A 16,887-nucleotide genomic window follows, 5' to 3' on the forward strand; every position below is an offset into this window, starting at 1 on the left:
ACGCAGTACACAGCAACACAGCACCTTATATATACGGAACGAGAGACATACACATGAAGAAGAAGATCCTGACCATCGCGGCGATCGGCGCCGCAGCGACACTGACCCTCGCCGGCTGCAGCGGTGACGGCATGGGCGGAACCGGCGGAGACACCGGCGGCAGCGAGTCCGGTTCGGGCGACAAGGGCACGATCACCCTCGGGTTCCTGCCCTCGTGGACCGACGGACTCAGCACCGCATACCTGCTGCAGGACCAGCTCGAGAAGATCGGCTACACGGTCGAGATGAAGACGCTGACCGAGGCGGGTCCGCTGTACACCGGCCTGGCGCAGGGCGATGTCGACATGTACCCGTCGGCCTGGCCCGAGCTGACCCACGCCGAGTACATGGAGACGTACGGCGACGACATCGAGGACCTCGGCGCGTACTACGACAACGCGAAGCTGACCCTCGCGGTTCCGGAGTACTCCGACCTGAACTCGATCGAGGACCTCGCGGGCAAGGGCGCAGAGCTCGACGGCAAGATCTACGGCATCGAGCCGGGTGCCGGCCTCACCGCGCAGACCCAGAAGATGATGCCGGAGTACGGTCTCGACGGCGAGTACGAGCTCGTCACCTCGTCGACCGCGGCGATGCTCACCGAGCTGAAGTCGGCGACCGACAAGCAGGAGGACATCGTCGTGACGCTGTGGCGTCCGTTCTGGGCCAACGACGCCTTCCCCGTGAAGGACCTCGAAGACCCCAAGGGTGCGATGGGGGAGTCCGAGGCCCTGCACTTCCTCGGCACGAAGGGCTTCGCGGAGGAGTTCCCCGAGGCCGCCGAGCTGATCGAGCAGATCAAGCTCGACGACGAGCAGTACGGTTCGCTCGAGGACATGGTCGTGAACGAGTACGGCGAGGGCAAGGAAGCGGATGCCATCGACGCGTGGCTCGAGGAGAACGGCGACCAGTTCGACTGGGTCGTCAGCTGACCTGACTCACGAGAACGAGTCCGTCCTCACGCGGGTGGACTCCCCTCCGATGGGCGGAGGATCTGTCACGGATCCTCCGCCCATCGCTGCGTCTGGGCGGGTGTATTGATGTACCGAAACAGCGGCCATGCACCCCCGTCACGATGTCGCGAGCCCCACGTCTTGTGAGTGCCGTCGAAAGATCGACGACACCCCAGACATGCTTCGCCGGGGCTGATTGCCATGCGCATCCGTCCGTTGCTCGGATCCCGGAACTCCTGCGAGATATCCCTGTGATTCGAGGACCTCATGACAGCACCCGCACCGGCATCCGCACGCGTACCCCGAGGGCGCCGTCGCCTCCGAACGATCCTCGGAGTCGCGCTCATGGGCGCGATCCTGCTCGCCGGCGGGCTGCCGATGACGCAGCAGCCGGCAGAGGCCATCGAGGAAGCGCTGAGCACGACGCGCACCGCGACGAGCGCGACCATGAACTACCGCGGCGGAGTCACGGCCACACTGACGGTGAACCCGGCCACCACGAAGTCGGGCTCGGCCGGCGTGCAGTTCCTGGCGACCACGCCGCACAACGGATACGGCGCGACCAACGCGATGTTCGCGCCCGGCCTGGACGTCGCGACCACGCCGACGGTAGGACTCGAGGCGGGCGCCGGCATGTGCGACGGCCTGGACTTCTCCGGCTACTGCGCGAACAAGAACGGCACCCTCACCGTGGCATTCAGCCGCGCGGTCACGGATCCGATCATCGACATCTCCGGTCTCGGCGGCTACGCCCAGTGCGTGGAGGAGCGTAATACAGCCGACACGTTCTGCGAGATCATCACCGGCAACGGATTCACGATGAAGACGGATGCCGATGGTGACCGCACAGCCGCGGGCTGGATCGCCATGCAGATGGACATCGTGACACCCGGAGTGACCTTCGCTCCGATCGCCGGCGCGCAGAACCTCAGCGTCACCCCCACCACGCTCACCGCTGCGACGAAGACGAGCAGCTCGCGGTGCAACACCATGCTCCCCACTGCGGCCGAGCTGGCTGGGCGGACGATGACCAGCACCGCGCTCGCCGGCTGCGGCTCCGTCGTGCTGAAGGGCACCTTCCAGACGGTCACCATGAATCTCGGCACGCACATCCAGCGGGCGCCGGCGGCGGATGGCTGGGCGAACGGGTACAACACCTACGACCCGGGCAAGAGCCTCGGCGACCTGATCCGACTCTCGATCCGGCTGCACGAGGACATGGGCGACGCGCCGAGCAGCTACGACGCCGCTCAGGCCGCGGTGCACGTCCAGGGTCCGCTGCGCCTCGGTGCGGGCATCACGTCGGATGCCGACGCGACGGCCAAGCCGACGCTCTCGCCGAACGCCGGTGCAGGAGCCTCGCTCGACACGGATGACGCGATCGCCGACGGCATCCGGGCTCCGCGCGCGATCCGCGGCACCGCGTACTCGTTGCCGATCCCGCTGTCGGGCACCACGTCGCCCGGCACGGTCGCCGGATGGATCGACTTCAACAAGAACGGCATCTTCGATGCGACCGAGCGGGTGCAGGCCGCCTTCCTCGCCGGTGCGACCTCGGTGAACCTCTCGTGGACGGTGCCGGGCACGGCCGTCGTGGGTGACACGTACCTGCGTCTGCGCACGTCGTTCACCGCTGCGGAAGTGGCTGACCCGCGAGGCATCTCGCAGTCCGGTGAGGTCGAGGACTACATCCTCACCCTCGCCGCGGCGGCACCCGCGATCGAGGTCGTCAAGCTCGTGAACGGCGACGACGCGAACACCGCGCCGGGAGTCGCCGTCGACGCCGGATCGGCGATGAGGTTCGAGTTCCGGGTCACGAACACGGGCAATGTCGTGCTGACCGCCGTGCAGCTCGCGGATGACGTCATCGCGGCCGCCTCGATCCTTCCCGTCGGCGCGTGGGACGGCACGCTCGATCCGGGGGAGTCGGTCGTGTTCACCGCGACCTACCCCGCCCCGACCACGGGCGGCGTGCTGCACAAGAACACGGCGACCGCCTCAGGGCAGCCGGCGTCGGGCGGGGCTCGGGTCACGGACACCGATCCGGCCCACGCGACCACGCGTGAGGTGCTGGCCTCGCTCATCGTCGAGAAGCTCGGCGAAGACGTCAACGGCGACTGGGTGCGTATGGACGGGTCGGGGTTCCGGCTGCTCGCCGACGCCGCGGGGCTTCCCGGTGCGCCGGTGACTCCCGGGCTGATCGCCGGGGCCGAGGTCGGGCTGTTCACCGCCGCGGGCCTGCGCCCTGGCACGTACTGGCTCGAAGAGACGACGGCGCCGGAAGGGTTCTCACTCCTCGCCGAGCCGGTGAAGATCATCGTGTCGGCGGCCGGTGTGCTGTCGATCGCCGACGGCCAGTCGAGTCCGCAGGTCACCCTCGCCGGCAGCACGGTGTCGGTGCGGGACGTGCCGGTGTTCGAGCTGCCGGCCGCGGGCGGAACGGGGACGCACGGCTTCACGCTCACCGGAGGTCTGCTGATCGCGCTCGCGATCGCGGGCGTGGTCGCGCTGGAGATCCGTCGGGCACGGCGTGGGCGTCGCGAGGAAGTGCTCGACGCCGTCAGCTGACCCGGGTCGAGTCGTCGGCGATCGGGAGGAGATCTGCGGTCGGGAGGGGGGTCCCCGGTGGATCCTCCTCCCGATCGCCGTTCTCCTCCCGATCGCTGGTCGTCTCCCGACACGGCGACTCCCGACACGGCGCCACCCGACACGCGCAACCCCCTCTTCGACCTGTCGCACCCGGGGTTAGCCTGTGGCCGTGGACGGGTTCGCGGCGGTCGACTTCGGGTTCGCCCGCGAGGTCCTGCAACGGGGCGTCGCGGCGCTCTATCTCGTCGCGTTCATCTCGACTCTGAACCAGTTCCGACCGCTGCTCGGCGAGCACGGGCTGCTGCCGGCACCGGCGCTGCTCGACTGGATCGGGCAGAAGGAGTCACGGCGGCGGATGCTGCATCCGACCCTCTTCCTCCGCGTCCGGTACTCCGACCGCAGGCTCGGACTGCTGTGCGGGGCAGGGATCGTCGTGTCCGCGGCGCTGGTCGTCGGCATCCCGCAGTGGGGTCCGCCGTGGGTGCCGATGCTGTGCTTCCTCGCGCTGTGGCTCGGATACATGTCGGTGGTCAGCATCGGTCAGACCTTCTACTCGTTCGGCTGGGAGATGCTGCTGCTCGAGGCGGGGTTCCTGGCCGCCTTCCTCGGCTCGAACGATCAGCCTCCGCCGACCGTCGTGATCGTGCTGTTCTGGTGGCTGCTGTTCCGTGTCGAGTTCGGTGCCGGCATGATCAAGATCCGCGGCGGGCGGGAGTGGCGTGATCTCACGGCGCTGATGTATCACCACGAGACGCAGCCCATGCCGGGGCCGCTCAGCAGGCAGGCCCATCTGCTGCCCCGGTGGTTCCATCGCGCCGAGGTCGTCGGCAACCACGTCGCGCAGCTCGTCGTGCCCTTCTTCGTGTTCGCTCCGCTGCTGTCGGTCTGGATTCCCGGGCCCGTGCCCCAGATCGTCGGGGCGGTGGCCGCGGCGATCATGATCGCGACGCAGGTGTGGCTCGTCGCGACAGGCAACTTCGCCTGGCTGAACTGGGTGACGATCGTGATCGCCTTCTCGGCGATCGGACTGCCGGGGGTGGGCGCGGCGCCGCGCGACGATGCGATGGACGACACGCTGTGGCCCGGCATCCCGCTGTACTGGTTCGTGCTCACGGCGGCCGTGGGCGTGCTCGACGTGGCGCTGAGCGGGCCCGCCCTGCGCAACCTGTTCGCGCGGCGGCAGCTGATGAACGCGAGCTTCAACCGGTGGCAGATCGGCAACGCCTACGGAGCGTTCGGCACGGTCACGAAGCAGCGGGTCGAGATCGTCGTCGAGGGATCGGTCGACGACGACGGTCTGCTGTGGCGCGAGTACGAGTTCAAGGGAAAGCCGGGCGACGTGCGACGCATCCCGGGGCAGTTCGCGCCGTACCACCTGCGCCTCGACTGGCTGATGTGGTTCCTGCCGCTCGGCCGTTCGCTCGACGACTGGTTCACGGTCTTCCTGCTGCGACTGCTCGAGGCCGATGCTCCGACGCTCGCTCTGCTGCGGTCCGACCCGTTCGACGGTGAGCCGCCGCGGTGGGTGCGCGCCGTGTCATACCGCTACCGCTTCGCGACGCGGGCCGAACGGCGCGACGGCGCCGGGGTGTGGGTGCGCACGCGCCAGTCCGTCGTGCTCGGTCCCCTCGGGCTGCGGTAGGCCGCGGCGCACCGCATCCGGCATCCGCATCCGCATCCGGCATCCGGCATCCGCTGCCCGGCATCCGGCATCCGGCCTCCGGCATCCGCAGCGAAGGGGATCACGTGTAACGAAGGACAGATGCGGTGATCCCCTCCGTCGGAGCGCGAGATCTCCTTCGCACGCTAGGAGCGATTCACGCGGGCTATGTTGGATTCTGTTGGATTCGAGCATGCCCATCGGAGGTCTGATGCCCGCCGCCGCGCGTCACGATGCGATCCTCCGCGAGCTCGAGATGCGCGGCTCGCTGTCGAGCGCCGCGCTCGCCGTGCGGCTGGGGGTGACGACCATGACCGTGTGGCGTGATCTCGTCGCACTCGAGGATCGTGGGCTGCTGGTGCGCGTCCATGGTGGCGCGCTCTCTCTCGCCGTGGCGCAGCAGCAGTCCCGCGACAGTGAGCGCGGCGATTCGCGACCGAGACCCGTCGCGACGATCGGGATGATCGTGCCGACGACGCAGTACTACTTCCCCGAGGTGATCAGGGGAGCGAGTCAGGCCGCGCATGAGTCGAACTGCCGACTGGTCGTCGGCGCGACGAACTACTCCGAGGAGGAGGAGTTCCGCCAGGCCGAGCGTCTGATCGCGAGCGGAGTGGATGCCCTGATGATCACCCCGCAGGACACCCTCACCCCCGACTCGCGACTGCAGCGGATGCTGGCTGAGACCCATCTTCCCGTGGTGATGGTCGAGCGTTCCGTCGAGGATCCTCTCGCCGGACGACTCGAGTGGGTCCGCACGGATCATGCCCACGGCGCGGAGGTCGCGGTGCGCCACCTCGTGCAGCAGGGGCACCTCCGGATCGCGCTCGCCGCCAGGCCGTCTGCGACGGTCGCCGGGCTGGACGCGGGGTTCCGGCGGGCGATGGGATCGCTCGATCAGCACTCCACACGCGCCCTCCGCCGCGATCTGTCGCACCCGCAGCTCGGCGACAATGCCAACATCGCCGAGCTCGGCGATCTGCTCGACGACTGTCTGTCCGAGGGGGTCTCCGCAGCGATCCTCCTCGGCGATGCCGACGCGATGGCCTTTCTCGATCTGGTGATCGAGAAGGGCCTGCGGGTGCCCGAGGATTTCGCCGTGGTCGCCTACGACGATGAGGTCGCGGCCTTCGCGACGGTTCCGCTCACGGCGGTCGCGCCACCGAAGCACGAGCTCGGCCACGCCGCGGTGAGGTTGTGCGTGGATCGGCTCAAGCAGCCCGAGGGGGCCGCGCATACACCGGTGCGGATGGCGCTGCTGCCCGCCCTGGTCGTCAGGGAATCGACCGTGCGCCCCGTCTGATTGTTAGGTTCTGTTAGAAACCGCCCACTTCGGTTGGTGAATCGTTCGGCGTGACGAATGATCGAACTCGCACGGTCAACGATTCAAAGGAGAACCCGCGATGTCCCTGCATCGAACTTCCCTCTCTGTGGTGGCTCTCGCCGCCACCTCCGCTCTCGTCGCAGGATGCGCGGCCGGAGGCCCCGCCGCAGACCCCGTCGCCACCGAGACCCCGACGGGCGAAGTCACGTTCTGGTCTTTTCTCAGCGGCATGTCCGACGTGGCCGCCGCGTTCAACGCGAGCCAGGACGACATCACCGTCAACTTCGAGGAGATCCCGAACGGGGCGAACGGCGGCTACACCAAGCTCTCCGCCGCCATCGAATCGGGCAGCGGTCCCGACGTCGTGGGCATCGAGTACGACCGGCTGCCCGGTTTCGTCGCGGCTGAACAGCTCGCGCCGGTCGACGGCCTCGTCTCGGGCGACGTGCTCGGCGAGTACGACGAGCAGGTGCGCAACCTCGTCTCGTTCGGCGACGCCGCCTACGCACTCCCCTACGACGCACCGCCCATGGTGATCTGGTACCGCCAGGACGTGCTCGAGGCCGCCGGCGTCGACGTGCCGACCACGTGGGACGAGTTCGAGGACGCGGCACGCGCGGTGAAGGCCGTGAACCCCGACGCCTACCTCACGAGCTTCTTCACCAACGAGCCTCAGCTGGCGCCGATGTCGTGGCAAGCGGGCGCCGAGTGGTTCTCCGTCGAGGACGACAGCTGGAAGGTCGCCATCGACGACGACGAGTCGCAGGAGGTCGCCGACTACTGGCAGCGCCTGATCGATGAGGGACTGGTGAAGAAACAGCTCGGCTTCAGCGATGAGTGGACAGCCGATCTGAACAGCGGCGTGGTCAACGCGTGGGTGGGCGGATCGTGGAGCGCCTCGGCACTGAAGACACGCACCGAAGCCTCCGGTCAGGAGGGCAGGTGGATCGCCGCGGCCCCTCCCTCGTGGGACGGCGAGCCCAGCGGTGCGCTGAGCGGCGGAACGAGCTTCGCGATCCCTGAGAACTCCGACAACGCAGCGGCTGCGGCCGTGTTCCTCGAGTGGCTCGTCACCTCGCCGGATGCGATCGAGGCGCGTGGTGCCGTGGGCACCGCCTACCTCGCCTACCCCGGACTCAACGATGTCGCGGCATCCGTCGCACCGACGGACTACTACGGCAACGACATCTACGAGGTCTTCGATGAGGCATCGGCGAACCTCGGCGAGTGGGCGTGGGGGCCGAAGTACGACCTCACCGCCACGGCGCTGAAGGACTCGGTCACGGCGTCGCCGACGCTGTCTGACGCGCTCACCTCGACGCAGAAGTCCACGGTCGACGGGCTCGAGAAGCTCGGCCTCGACATCACGGAATAGCCGGTGCATCGTCGGGCGGGCGTCCACGCACACCCGCCCGACGATACGGATCGAAGGACACAGACCATGACGACTCAGGCATCCGCCACGAGGCGCACCGCGGAACGCACCGCACGGCGCACCGCGCGGAAGACGATACCCGGAACGGGCGGACGCACCGCATCCGTCTTCCTGATCCCCTTCTTCCTCCTCTTCGCGCTGACGATGATCGCCCCGGTGATCTATGCGATCGGCATGAGCCTCTTCGCCGAGAAGCGCAGCGGACTCGGCTTCGGAGGCGCGACGGTCGAGTTCGTCGGGCTCGGCAACTACGTCGAGGTGCTGAGCGACTCGACGTTCACGGACGGTTTCGGTCGGCTCGCGATCTACTGCCTGCTGTACGTGCCGACGTTGCTGGCTGTCGCTCTCGTACTGGCGCTGCTGCTCGACTCGGCAGTCGCCTACGCCAAACGGGCGTTCCAGCTGCTGCTCTTCCTGCCGCACGCCGTTCCCGGTGTGATCGCCGCACTCATCTGGGCGTACCTCTACACGCCCGGCGTCAGCCCGATCGTCAAGGCGCTCGAGTCCGGCGGCATCGGCATCGACTTCCTGTCGGTGCAGCTCGTGCTTCCGTCGATGGTCAACATCGCCGTGTGGGAGTGGGCGGGCTACAACGTCATCATCCTGTTCACCGCGCTTCAGGCGGTGCCCCGTGAGATCCTCGAGGCGGCCAAGGTCGACGGTGCCGGGGAGATCCGCACCGCGCTCTCGATCAAGACGCCTCTGGTCTGGCCCGCGCTCGGGGTCGCGCTGCTCTTCACGGTGATCGGCTCGCTGCAGCTGTTCACCGAGCCGAAGATCCTCTCGTCCGCCACGACCGCGGTCACCAGCACCTGGGTGCCGAACATGTGGGCCTACGACGCGGCGTTCAACCGCAACAACCTGCCGCAGGCGGCTGCCGCCTCGATCATCCTCGCCCTGCTCGCCGGTCTGCTGTCGTGGGTCGTCACCCGATTCACCTCGAAGGAGCCGACGCGATGACCGCCGTGATCGATCGACCGACATCGCACTCTCCTCGCTCGACGAGTCCGACAGGCACACGCCCGCGGCATAGCGGACGTCGCACCGCCGCGAAGGTCGGCGTCAACGGACTGCTGGTGCTCGGCTCCGCCTACATGGTGCTGCCGCTGCTCTGGCTGGTGTTCGCGGCGACGAAGGATGCGGGGGAGCTCTATTCGGGCAACGCCTTCGCCTTCGGCAGCGATCTCGTCGTGAACCTGCAGCGACTGCTCGCCCAGGATGACGGCATCTTCGTGCGGTGGCTGGGAAACAGCATCCTGTACGCGGGGATCGGAGCCGTCGTCGGCGGGTTCGTCTCACTGATGGCCGGGTACGCGTTCGACAAGTTCGAGTTCCGCGGCAAGCGCGGGCTGTACGCGTCGGTGCTCGTGGGCGTTCTCATCCCGAACACGGCCACGGTGATCCCGCTGTATCTGCTTGCCGCATCGATCGGCCTGACCAACACGATCTGGGCTGTGCTGATCCCGACACTGTGCAACCCCTTCAGCGTCTACCTCGCCCGCGTGTTCTCCTCGGGCTATCTGCCCGCCGAGACGCTCGAGGCGGCGAGGGTCGACGGGGCGGGGCCCATCCGCAGCTTCCTCCAGGTCGGGATGCCGATGCTGGTGCCGGGCTTCGTCACGATCGCGCTGTTCCAGTTCGTGGCCATCTGGAACAACTTCATGCTCCCCCTGATCATGCTGCAGAACCGCGATCTCTTCCCGTCGAGCGTGGGCATCGCGCTGTGGCAGAGCCAGGTGCAGCAGAACCCCGAGTTCTCGACGCTCGTCATCGCCGGCTCGTTCGTCTCCGTGCTCCCCCTGATCATCGCGTTCGTGATGCTGCAGCGGTTCTGGCGATCCGGCCTCTCGGCTGGGAGCGTCAAGTGAGCGCTCGGCGCCCCGTGATCGCCTTCGCGATGACGGCGTCGGTGCGCGAGCGGGTGTTCCCCGAGAGGGTCATGCGCGACTATGAGACCATCGCCGATGTCGCCGGTGTCCTCACCGAGTTCACCTCCCACCCGGCCCGCGCCGTGCTGGCGCAGGCCGAAGTCCTGGTGACCGGGTGGGGAGCGCCGCGCATCGACGCCTCGGTGCTCGACCAGGCCCCTCGCCTCGAGGCCGTGCTGCACGCGGCGGGCACGGTCAAGCCGTATCTCGATCCCGTCGTTCTCGAGCGCGGTGTGCGCGTGAGCTCCGCCGCCGCGGCGAACGCGGTGCCGGTGGCCGAGTACGCCGTCGCGATGATCGTGCTCGCGGGCAAGCAGGTGCTGCCGATCGCTCGCCGTTATGGCCGGGTGCAGGACGAGTTCGACATCGAGGCCGCATTCCCCGGACTGGGTAACTTCGGTCAGCGCGTCGGCATCATCGGCGCGTCGAAGATCGGTCGGATGGTCATCGACATGCTGCGTGCATATTCGTTCGAGGTCGTCGTCTACGACCCGTATCTGACGGAGGACGACGCCGCGGCCCTGGGCGTCACGTCGGTGTCGCTCGACGAGCTGCTGCGTACCAGCCGAGTGGTCTCGGTGCACGCGCCGTCGCTGCCGTCGACGTTCGATCTGGTGGATGCCGCGGGCATCGCCTCCATGCCGCGCGGGGCGACCCTGGTGAATACGGCTCGCGGAGAGATCGTCGACCAGCAGGCTCTGACGAGACGCGTGCTCGCCGGCGAGCTGTTCGCGATCCTCGACGTCACGGTGCCGTGGATCCTCGAATCCGACCACCCGCTGTACTCGTCCGACCATGCACTGCTCACGCCGCACATCGCCGGGTCGTACGGAGTGGAGCTCGAGCGCCTGTCGCGGGCGATGCTCGACGAGCTCGGACGGATCACTCGCGATGAACCGCTCGCGTATGAGGTCGAACCCGAACTGCTGGCCATCACCGCCTGACCGCGCGCGCCTCCTCCCCGACATTCGACGACGAACGCAAGGAGTCCCCATGTCCGAACCCCTGAAGCTGACCCGCCGCACAGTCCTGCTCGCCGGGGCCGGAGGGCTGCTCGCCGCGGCCGCCGGCGTCGGCTCCGCGCAGTCTGCGCAGGCCTCCCCGACCCTCTTCCCGGCGGGGCGCGCAGGCACCACGATCACCGAGATCGGGCCGGGCATCATGCAGTACTCCCTGATGAGCGGAGTGCTGCTCGACGGCATCTGCTACATCGGATCCCGCAACCTCGAGCCGACGGGGATCCTGGCCTTCGACGTCGCCTCCGCCGCTGTGACTCACTCGACGACGCTCGCGACCGGGCACAGTATTCAGGCGCTGACGGTGGATCCGGCGCGAAAGCTGCTCTATGCCGGCATCCTGCAGAAAGCCCCCAGCGCGAACAACCTCTATCGCTGGGATCTGACCGATCTCGCCGCTCCCGCTGTGGCGATCGGCCGTATCGGCGACCGCGACGTGCGCGACCTCGCCGTCGCGCCGGACGGCACCCTGTTCGCAGTCGGCGGCGGTGGCACAGGTGCTCCGGCGCTGTGGCAGTACGACCCGTTGACGGGATCGATCACGAACCTCGGCGTGCCCGACGCCAAGGCAACGCTCGCGCGCGCCGTCGCGGCGACCGATCAGACGGTGTTCTTCGGGGCCGGAAGCACGCTCGGGGGAGGTTCCGGAACGAGCAGGGCAGCGCTCTACGCCTTCGACCGCAGGGCGGCGACCTTCACGGACATCACGCCGACGGAGATGGTGAACGACCCCAGCATCCGCGAGCTCACGATCGCCGGGGACCGGCTGCTGGCGTCGACGGCGGGCTCGGTGGAGCCCACGAAGATCGCGGAGATCTCTCTCGCCGATCACACCTCGTACCGCGCGGTGACGGCGATCGGGACGACGGCGAAGAACTTCGCCGTTGCGGGCGGCGACGTCTACTGCGCGAACGACGCGGGGGTGCTGCGGTGGACGCCGGGCGAGGATGCGGTGCATCAGCTTCCGGTGCCCGTCGACCTGGGCGAGATCTGGGGACTCGACGTGCACGACGATGGACTCGTCGTCGTCTCGGGCTACGGTTTCGTCGCCGCTCTCGAGCTCGACGGCGCTGTGCGCGCCGAGTACGACCTGGGCGAGGCGGGCGCCCCGGTGAGCGCGCAGACCTGCATGGGAATCGCCGTCGGTGCCGGGTTCGCCTACGTGGGAGGCAACGGGGGCATCGCGCGGCACGATCTGCGCCGAGGCGGCGCGGTGAATCTGCGCGCGCCGGGAGAGGCGAAGGATGCCGAGGTCATCGGCGGCGTGCTCTACACGGGGCAGTACAACGCCCAGGGGATCTGGGCCTACGACCCGCGGACCGGGGAGCCGATCCACCGTGTCGCGGCGTTCCCGTCAGCCCAGAATCGCCCCCTCGACACCCACTGGGACGACAGTAATCGGCTGCTCCTCGTCGCCGCCCAGGCGGATACCGAGGGCGGTGGCTCGCTATGGACGTTCGACCCCCGGACGGGCGCGAGCACGCATGCGATCAATCCGATCGACGACATGCAGCTGGTGCGCGCGGTCGTCGCGGTCGACGGTGTCGCGTATCTCGGCGGCGACAACGCGCAGAAGACGGGGCCACGCGGGACGATCGTCGCGTGGGACCCGCTGGCGCACCGTGAGCTCTGGCGGATTGAGACGGGCGCGCCTCACGGCATCGCCGCGCTCGCCGCTCACGGGCGGTACCTTTTCGCGCTCTCGATCAAGGGTGCGCTGGTGGTGATCGATCGCCCGCGGCGGGCGATCGTCCACACCGGAGACCTCGCGGCCCTCGTGCCCGGATTCGCGGCGATGAAGGCGGCCCGCGGCGTGGTCTACGGCGTCTCGGACACGAACCTGTTCCGCATCGACCCTCGCACCTTCGAGGTGACGACGGTCGTGCCGGGCATCAATGGCGGCTGGTACAGCGGACCCCATCTCAACGTCGATGAGGACGGCGCGGTGTTCACCCTCCGCGGACGCACGCTGGTCAAGGTCGATGATCGGCCGCGGCACTGACGTCGCCCGCCCGTGTTCGGGGAACGGCAGTGCGGAGTCAGGAGGCGAAGCCGATCAGCCGACGCCGAGCGCGGCGAAACGCCCCGGCCGGGCGCGGGGCCCGGACGGAGCGTTCCGTCTCACTGCAGACGTTCAACTGACCTTCTTGCGGTACGAGATGATCGCGAACACGTAGGCGACGACCAGGATGCCGACGCACCAGGCGAGAGCGACCCAGATGTCGGTGCCGACCGGCTGCTCGGCGAACAGCGCCTGGATGGTGTCGACGATCGAGGTGACCGGCTGGTTCTCGGCGAACCACTGCACCGGACCCGGCATCGTGTCGGTCGGCACGAAGGCCGAGCTGATGAACGGCAGGAAGATCAGCGGATACGAGAACGCGCTCGCCCCGTCGACCGTCTTGGCGTTGAGCCCCGCGATGATCGCGAGCCACGTGAGCGCCAGGGTGAACAGCATCAGGATGCCGATGACGGCGAGCCAGGCCCAGACACTCGCCCCGGTGCGGAATCCCATCACGAACCCGACCGCGAAGATGATCGCGAGGGTGATGGCGTTCGCGGTGAGTGATGTGAGCACGTGCGCCCACAGCACGCTCGATCTGGCGATCGGCATGGAGTGGAAGCGCTCGAAGATGCCGCTCTGCATGTCGGTGAAGAGCCGGAACGCCGTATAGGCGATGCCGGACGCGATCGCGATCAGCAGGATGCCCGGAAGCAGATAGTTCACGTAGTTGTCGACTCCGGTGCTCGTCTGCAGAGCCCCGCCGAAGACGTAGACGAACAGCAGCATCAGGGCGATCGGGGTGACCGCCGTCGTGATGATCGTGTCGGGGCTGCGGAAGATGTGCCGCATCGAGCGGCCGGTGAGTGTCGCCGTATCGGCGGCGAAGTGCGTGCTCATGCTGCGTTCTCCTTTCCGGTGGTCGAACCCGACTTCGGTCCGATGAGAGTGAGGAAGATCTCCTCGAGGGTGGGCTGCTTCTCGACGTATTCCACCTTCGCCGCGGGCAGCAGCCGCTTGAGGTCGGCGAGGGTGCCGTTTGCGATGATCCGACCCTCGTGCAGGATCGCGATGCGGTCGGCCAGCTGCTCGGCCTCGTCGAGGTACTGCGTGGTGAGCAGCACGGTGGTGCCGGTGTTCGCGAGCTTCTTCACCACGTCCCACACCTCGATGCGGGCCTCGGGGTCGAGACCGGTGGTCGGCTCGTCGAGGTAGATCACCTCGGGATTCCCGACGAGGCTCATCGCGATGTCGAGTCGGCGGCGCATACCGCCGGAGTAGGTGCCGACCTTGCGGCCCCCGGCATCCGTCAGCCGGAACGTCGCGAGCAGTTCGTCGGCCACCGTTCCGGGGTCGGGCAGGTGGCGCAGCTGGGCGACGAGCACGAGGTTCTCGCGTCCGGTGAGGATCTCGTCCACTGCGGCGAACTGACCGGTGAGGCTGATGCGCTGACGGACGCCGAGGGGGTCGGCGGCCACGTCGATCCCCTGCACGGTGGCTGCGCCGGCATCCGACTTCAGCAGCGTCGAGAGGATGCGGACCATCGTCGTCTTGCCGGCGCCGTTCGAGCCGAGGAGGGCGAAGATCGTCCCATTCTCGACCTCGAAGTCGACGCCTCGCAGCACGTGGAGGTCCTTGTAGGACTTCTCGATGCCGCGAACGGCGATCGCTGGTGCGTTCATGATCGTGACTCCTTCTTCTTCGCGTCGTCGACCGCCGTGACGAGGCGGGCGCGCTCCTTGTCGATCCAGTGGGTTCCGCCGTACGCCTCGGCGTAGGTCTCGGCGAACGAGACGGGGTCGTCGCCGACGATGTCGTCGATCGGGGTGCCGTCGATGGCGGCGCGCTCCCACAGATCGGCGAGGTCGAGGAAGATCTGCACGAGGATGTCGCCGTCGGTGATGCCCCCGTAGTACATCGTGTAGCGGTGCTGGGCGTTGGCGACCGTGCGATACGGCTCGGGGAGGGCGTCGATGCGCTTCTTCGCATCGCGGTACTGCTTCTTCTGCTCGAGCGATCCGGTGAGCGCTTCGATCCACTTGGCGGCCATGTCAGTTCTCCTTGTTGTTCGTGTTCGTGCTGTTCGTGCTGTTCGTGTTCAGCTGTTCGATGTGCTCGGAGAGGAAGCTCCACGTCTTCCAGAACTCCTCGAGCTCCTGCGTGCCTGCGGCGTTCAGGGAGTACACCTTGCGGGGCGGTCCCTTCTCGCTCGGGACCTTCTCGACGTCGACGAGCTTCTTCTGCTCGACGCGCACGAGCAGTGCGTAGATCGTGCCCTCGGCGATGTCGGTGAATCCGTGATCGCGCACGCGGCTGGTGATCTCGTAGCCGTAAGCCGGCTGCTCGGCGAGGAGTGCCAGGACGATGCCCTCGAGTGTGCCCTTGAGCATCTCGGTCATCTGCTTGCCCATGAGAGCCTCCTTTCGTTGGTTCGGTACTCAGTGATGCTGGGTACCGGTACAAAGTAACACTGAGTACCGGTACTTAGCAACACCGAATACTGAACTTTCTCGGAAGCCTCCCGGTGGCCGCGTTGACGGTCGCGCTTCGTGCTGCGCGGGCTGCTGCCGCCCGGGTGGCTGAGCGATCCGCGGCCGGGCTCAGTCGCGAGCGCGGCTCAGTCGCGAGCGCGCCGCCAGGGCAGCAGCCGGTCGAGGAACCGCCGCGGCGCCTCGGACACCACCGTGGGCGGAGCGACGGCGAACTGCACGATCTCCTCGGCCCCGTGGTGCACCACCCGATACAGCGCGGTGCCGATGAGCACTCCGAGCGCGATCGACATGATCGACAGCAGCGCCGCCATGAAGTCGGCGAGGCCGCTGTCGGTGGCGACGGCCTCGGTGAGTCCGACGAGTCCCGCAGCGCCCGGGACGAGCAGCCAGAACGCGGGAAGGAACGTGATCTGCGCCGGGACGCCGCGGCGCAGCGAGGCGATCCAGAACACCACGAGTGCCATCGCCACGGCCCCGACGAATCCGCCCAGGGTCGCGCCGAGCAGCGCGGTGCCGACCCACTGTCCGATGTACGCCACGACGAGCGCCAGCAGCACCCACCCGAATGTCGAGGTGGGGGCCGAGAAGTGCAGATAGTTGCCGAGCGCGAACACCAGGATGCCGATCAGCGCGACCCACCACGGTAGGAAGGATGCCGCTTCGAGCGGCTCGTAGGAGCGCGATTCGACACCCACGACGGTGCCTGCCGCCAGGATGCCGAATGCCAGCAGGGCGAGCTGCACGAAGCCGTAGATCAGACGCGAGGCGCCCGAGATCATCTGCCCCGCCGCGAGCTCGACGGTCGCGGTCGTCAGCACGCCTCCGGGCAGGAAGGTGACCAGCGGGGCGATGAGCAGCCGGATCGGATCGCCGATCTCGATGACCTCGGCGAGCAGGAACACCGCGGCGGCGCACACGAACGCCGCGGCGATCGGCATCACGAGCTGCAGGGTGGGCGAGCGCACGAGCTTGAGCAGCCCGATGCCCGCACCCAGCACGAAGGCGACGATCGCGCCCTGCCAGGTGGGGGCGAGCAGCAGCGCCAAGCCGGTCGTCAGCACGGCATGCCCGAACGTGCGGGTGACCCAGCCCAGCCGTGGACGCATCGCCCCGATCTCGTTCAGGCGACGGATGCCGTCGAGCGGCGACACCGAGGCGGTGCGCGCCTGCGCGATCAGCTCGTACAGTGCCGCGATCTGGTCGAAGCGGAACGAGGCATTGGTCGCCGACCGGATCGCGACTCGCGACTCCTCGTCGTCGCCGGTCTCCACCAGGATGATGGTCGGCAGCACGACGAAGTCGGTGTCGTCGCCGCCATAGGCCTCGACGACCTCTGTCATCGTGTCGCGGATGCGGTCGACCGACTCGGCCGAGGCGTTCATGCCCTGCGCCACTCCCAGAAGGAACTGGCGCAGGGCCGAGCGGTCGAGCACGTCCGGCATGTCAGCG

General features: G+C 68.0%; 14 protein-coding genes. 9 read left to right on the top strand and 5 right to left on the bottom strand.

What is annotated here, in order from left to right:
• Positions 1-53 precede the first annotated feature (53 nt).
• From ACIPV5_RS02890 to ACIPV5_RS02930, 9 genes are all read left to right on the top strand, one after another.
• Positions 54-971 (top strand): glycine betaine ABC transporter substrate-binding protein, encoded by a 918-nt coding sequence (locus ACIPV5_RS02890; RefSeq protein ID WP_053098368.1) that lies wholly within the window; start codon positions 54-56, stop codon positions 969-971.
• Positions 972-1,259: 288 nt separating this feature from the next.
• On the top strand, positions 1,260-3,560 hold the full coding sequence (locus tag ACIPV5_RS02895) for a GEVED domain-containing protein (RefSeq protein WP_400339567.1): 2,301 nt from the start codon (positions 1,260-1,262) through the stop codon (positions 3,558-3,560).
• Positions 3,561-3,750: 190 nt separating this feature from the next.
• Complete coding sequence (locus ACIPV5_RS02900) at positions 3,751-5,223, top strand: lipase maturation factor family protein (protein ID WP_400339570.1); 1,473 nt, start codon at positions 3,751-3,753, stop codon at positions 5,221-5,223.
• 211 nt (positions 5,224-5,434) lie between these two features.
• On the top strand, positions 5,435-6,544 hold the full coding sequence (locus ACIPV5_RS02905) for a substrate-binding domain-containing protein (protein ID WP_400339573.1): 1,110 nt from the start codon (positions 5,435-5,437) through the stop codon (positions 6,542-6,544).
• Between the two features lie 100 nt (positions 6,545-6,644).
• Entirely contained in the window at positions 6,645-7,940 is a 1,296-nt protein-coding gene (locus ACIPV5_RS02910; RefSeq protein ID WP_400339575.1) for an ABC transporter substrate-binding protein, read from the top strand.
• 66 nt (positions 7,941-8,006) lie between these two features.
• Complete coding sequence (locus tag ACIPV5_RS02915; protein WP_187249079.1) at positions 8,007-8,960, top strand: carbohydrate ABC transporter permease; 954 nt, start codon at positions 8,007-8,009, stop codon at positions 8,958-8,960.
• Positions 8,957-9,868 carry a carbohydrate ABC transporter permease gene (locus ACIPV5_RS02920; protein WP_187249078.1) on the top strand — a complete coding sequence of 304 codons (912 nt, stop codon included), beginning with the start codon at positions 8,957-8,959 and terminating at the stop codon, positions 9,866-9,868. The genes ACIPV5_RS02915 and ACIPV5_RS02920 overlap by 4 nt, the downstream gene beginning before the upstream one ends.
• Positions 9,865-10,872 (top strand): hydroxyacid dehydrogenase, encoded by a 1,008-nt coding sequence (locus ACIPV5_RS02925; RefSeq protein WP_400339578.1) that lies wholly within the window; start codon positions 9,865-9,867, stop codon positions 10,870-10,872. Before ACIPV5_RS02920 ends, ACIPV5_RS02925 begins: the two co-directional genes overlap by 4 nt.
• Before the next feature lie 49 nt (positions 10,873-10,921).
• Positions 10,922-12,946, top strand: a complete 2,025-nt coding sequence (locus ACIPV5_RS02930) for a PQQ-binding-like beta-propeller repeat protein (protein WP_400339580.1) — start codon at positions 10,922-10,924, stop codon at positions 12,944-12,946.
• Between the two features lie 132 nt (positions 12,947-13,078).
• On the opposite strand, the gene ACIPV5_RS02935 is transcribed toward ACIPV5_RS02930, so the two are convergent.
• The 5 genes from ACIPV5_RS02935 to ACIPV5_RS02955 all read right to left on the bottom strand — a co-directional run bounded on the left by ACIPV5_RS02935 (position 13,079) and on the right by ACIPV5_RS02955 (position 16,880).
• Complete coding sequence (locus tag ACIPV5_RS02935; RefSeq protein WP_053098370.1) at positions 13,079-13,846, bottom strand: ABC transporter permease; 768 nt, start codon at positions 13,844-13,846, stop codon at positions 13,079-13,081.
• Entirely contained in the window at positions 13,843-14,628 is a 786-nt protein-coding gene (locus ACIPV5_RS02940) for an ABC transporter ATP-binding protein (protein ID WP_400339584.1), read from the bottom strand. Before ACIPV5_RS02940 ends, ACIPV5_RS02935 begins: the two co-directional genes overlap by 4 nt.
• Entirely contained in the window at positions 14,625-14,996 is a 372-nt protein-coding gene (locus ACIPV5_RS02945) for a DUF1048 domain-containing protein (protein ID WP_053098372.1), read from the bottom strand. The genes ACIPV5_RS02940 and ACIPV5_RS02945 overlap by 4 nt, the downstream gene beginning before the upstream one ends.
• Before the next feature lies 1 nt (position 14,997).
• On the bottom strand, positions 14,998-15,357 hold the full coding sequence (locus tag ACIPV5_RS02950; protein WP_053098373.1) for a PadR family transcriptional regulator: 360 nt from the start codon (positions 15,355-15,357) through the stop codon (positions 14,998-15,000).
• Between the two features lie 206 nt (positions 15,358-15,563).
• Positions 15,564-16,880 (bottom strand): threonine/serine exporter ThrE family protein, encoded by a 1,317-nt coding sequence (locus tag ACIPV5_RS02955; RefSeq protein WP_072590469.1) that lies wholly within the window; start codon positions 16,878-16,880, stop codon positions 15,564-15,566.
• Between the last annotated feature and the right edge of the window lie 7 nt (positions 16,881-16,887).

The organism is Microbacterium sp. NPDC090014 (assembly GCF_044748285.1).
GTDB lineage: Bacteria > Actinomycetota > Actinomycetes > Actinomycetales > Microbacteriaceae > Microbacterium.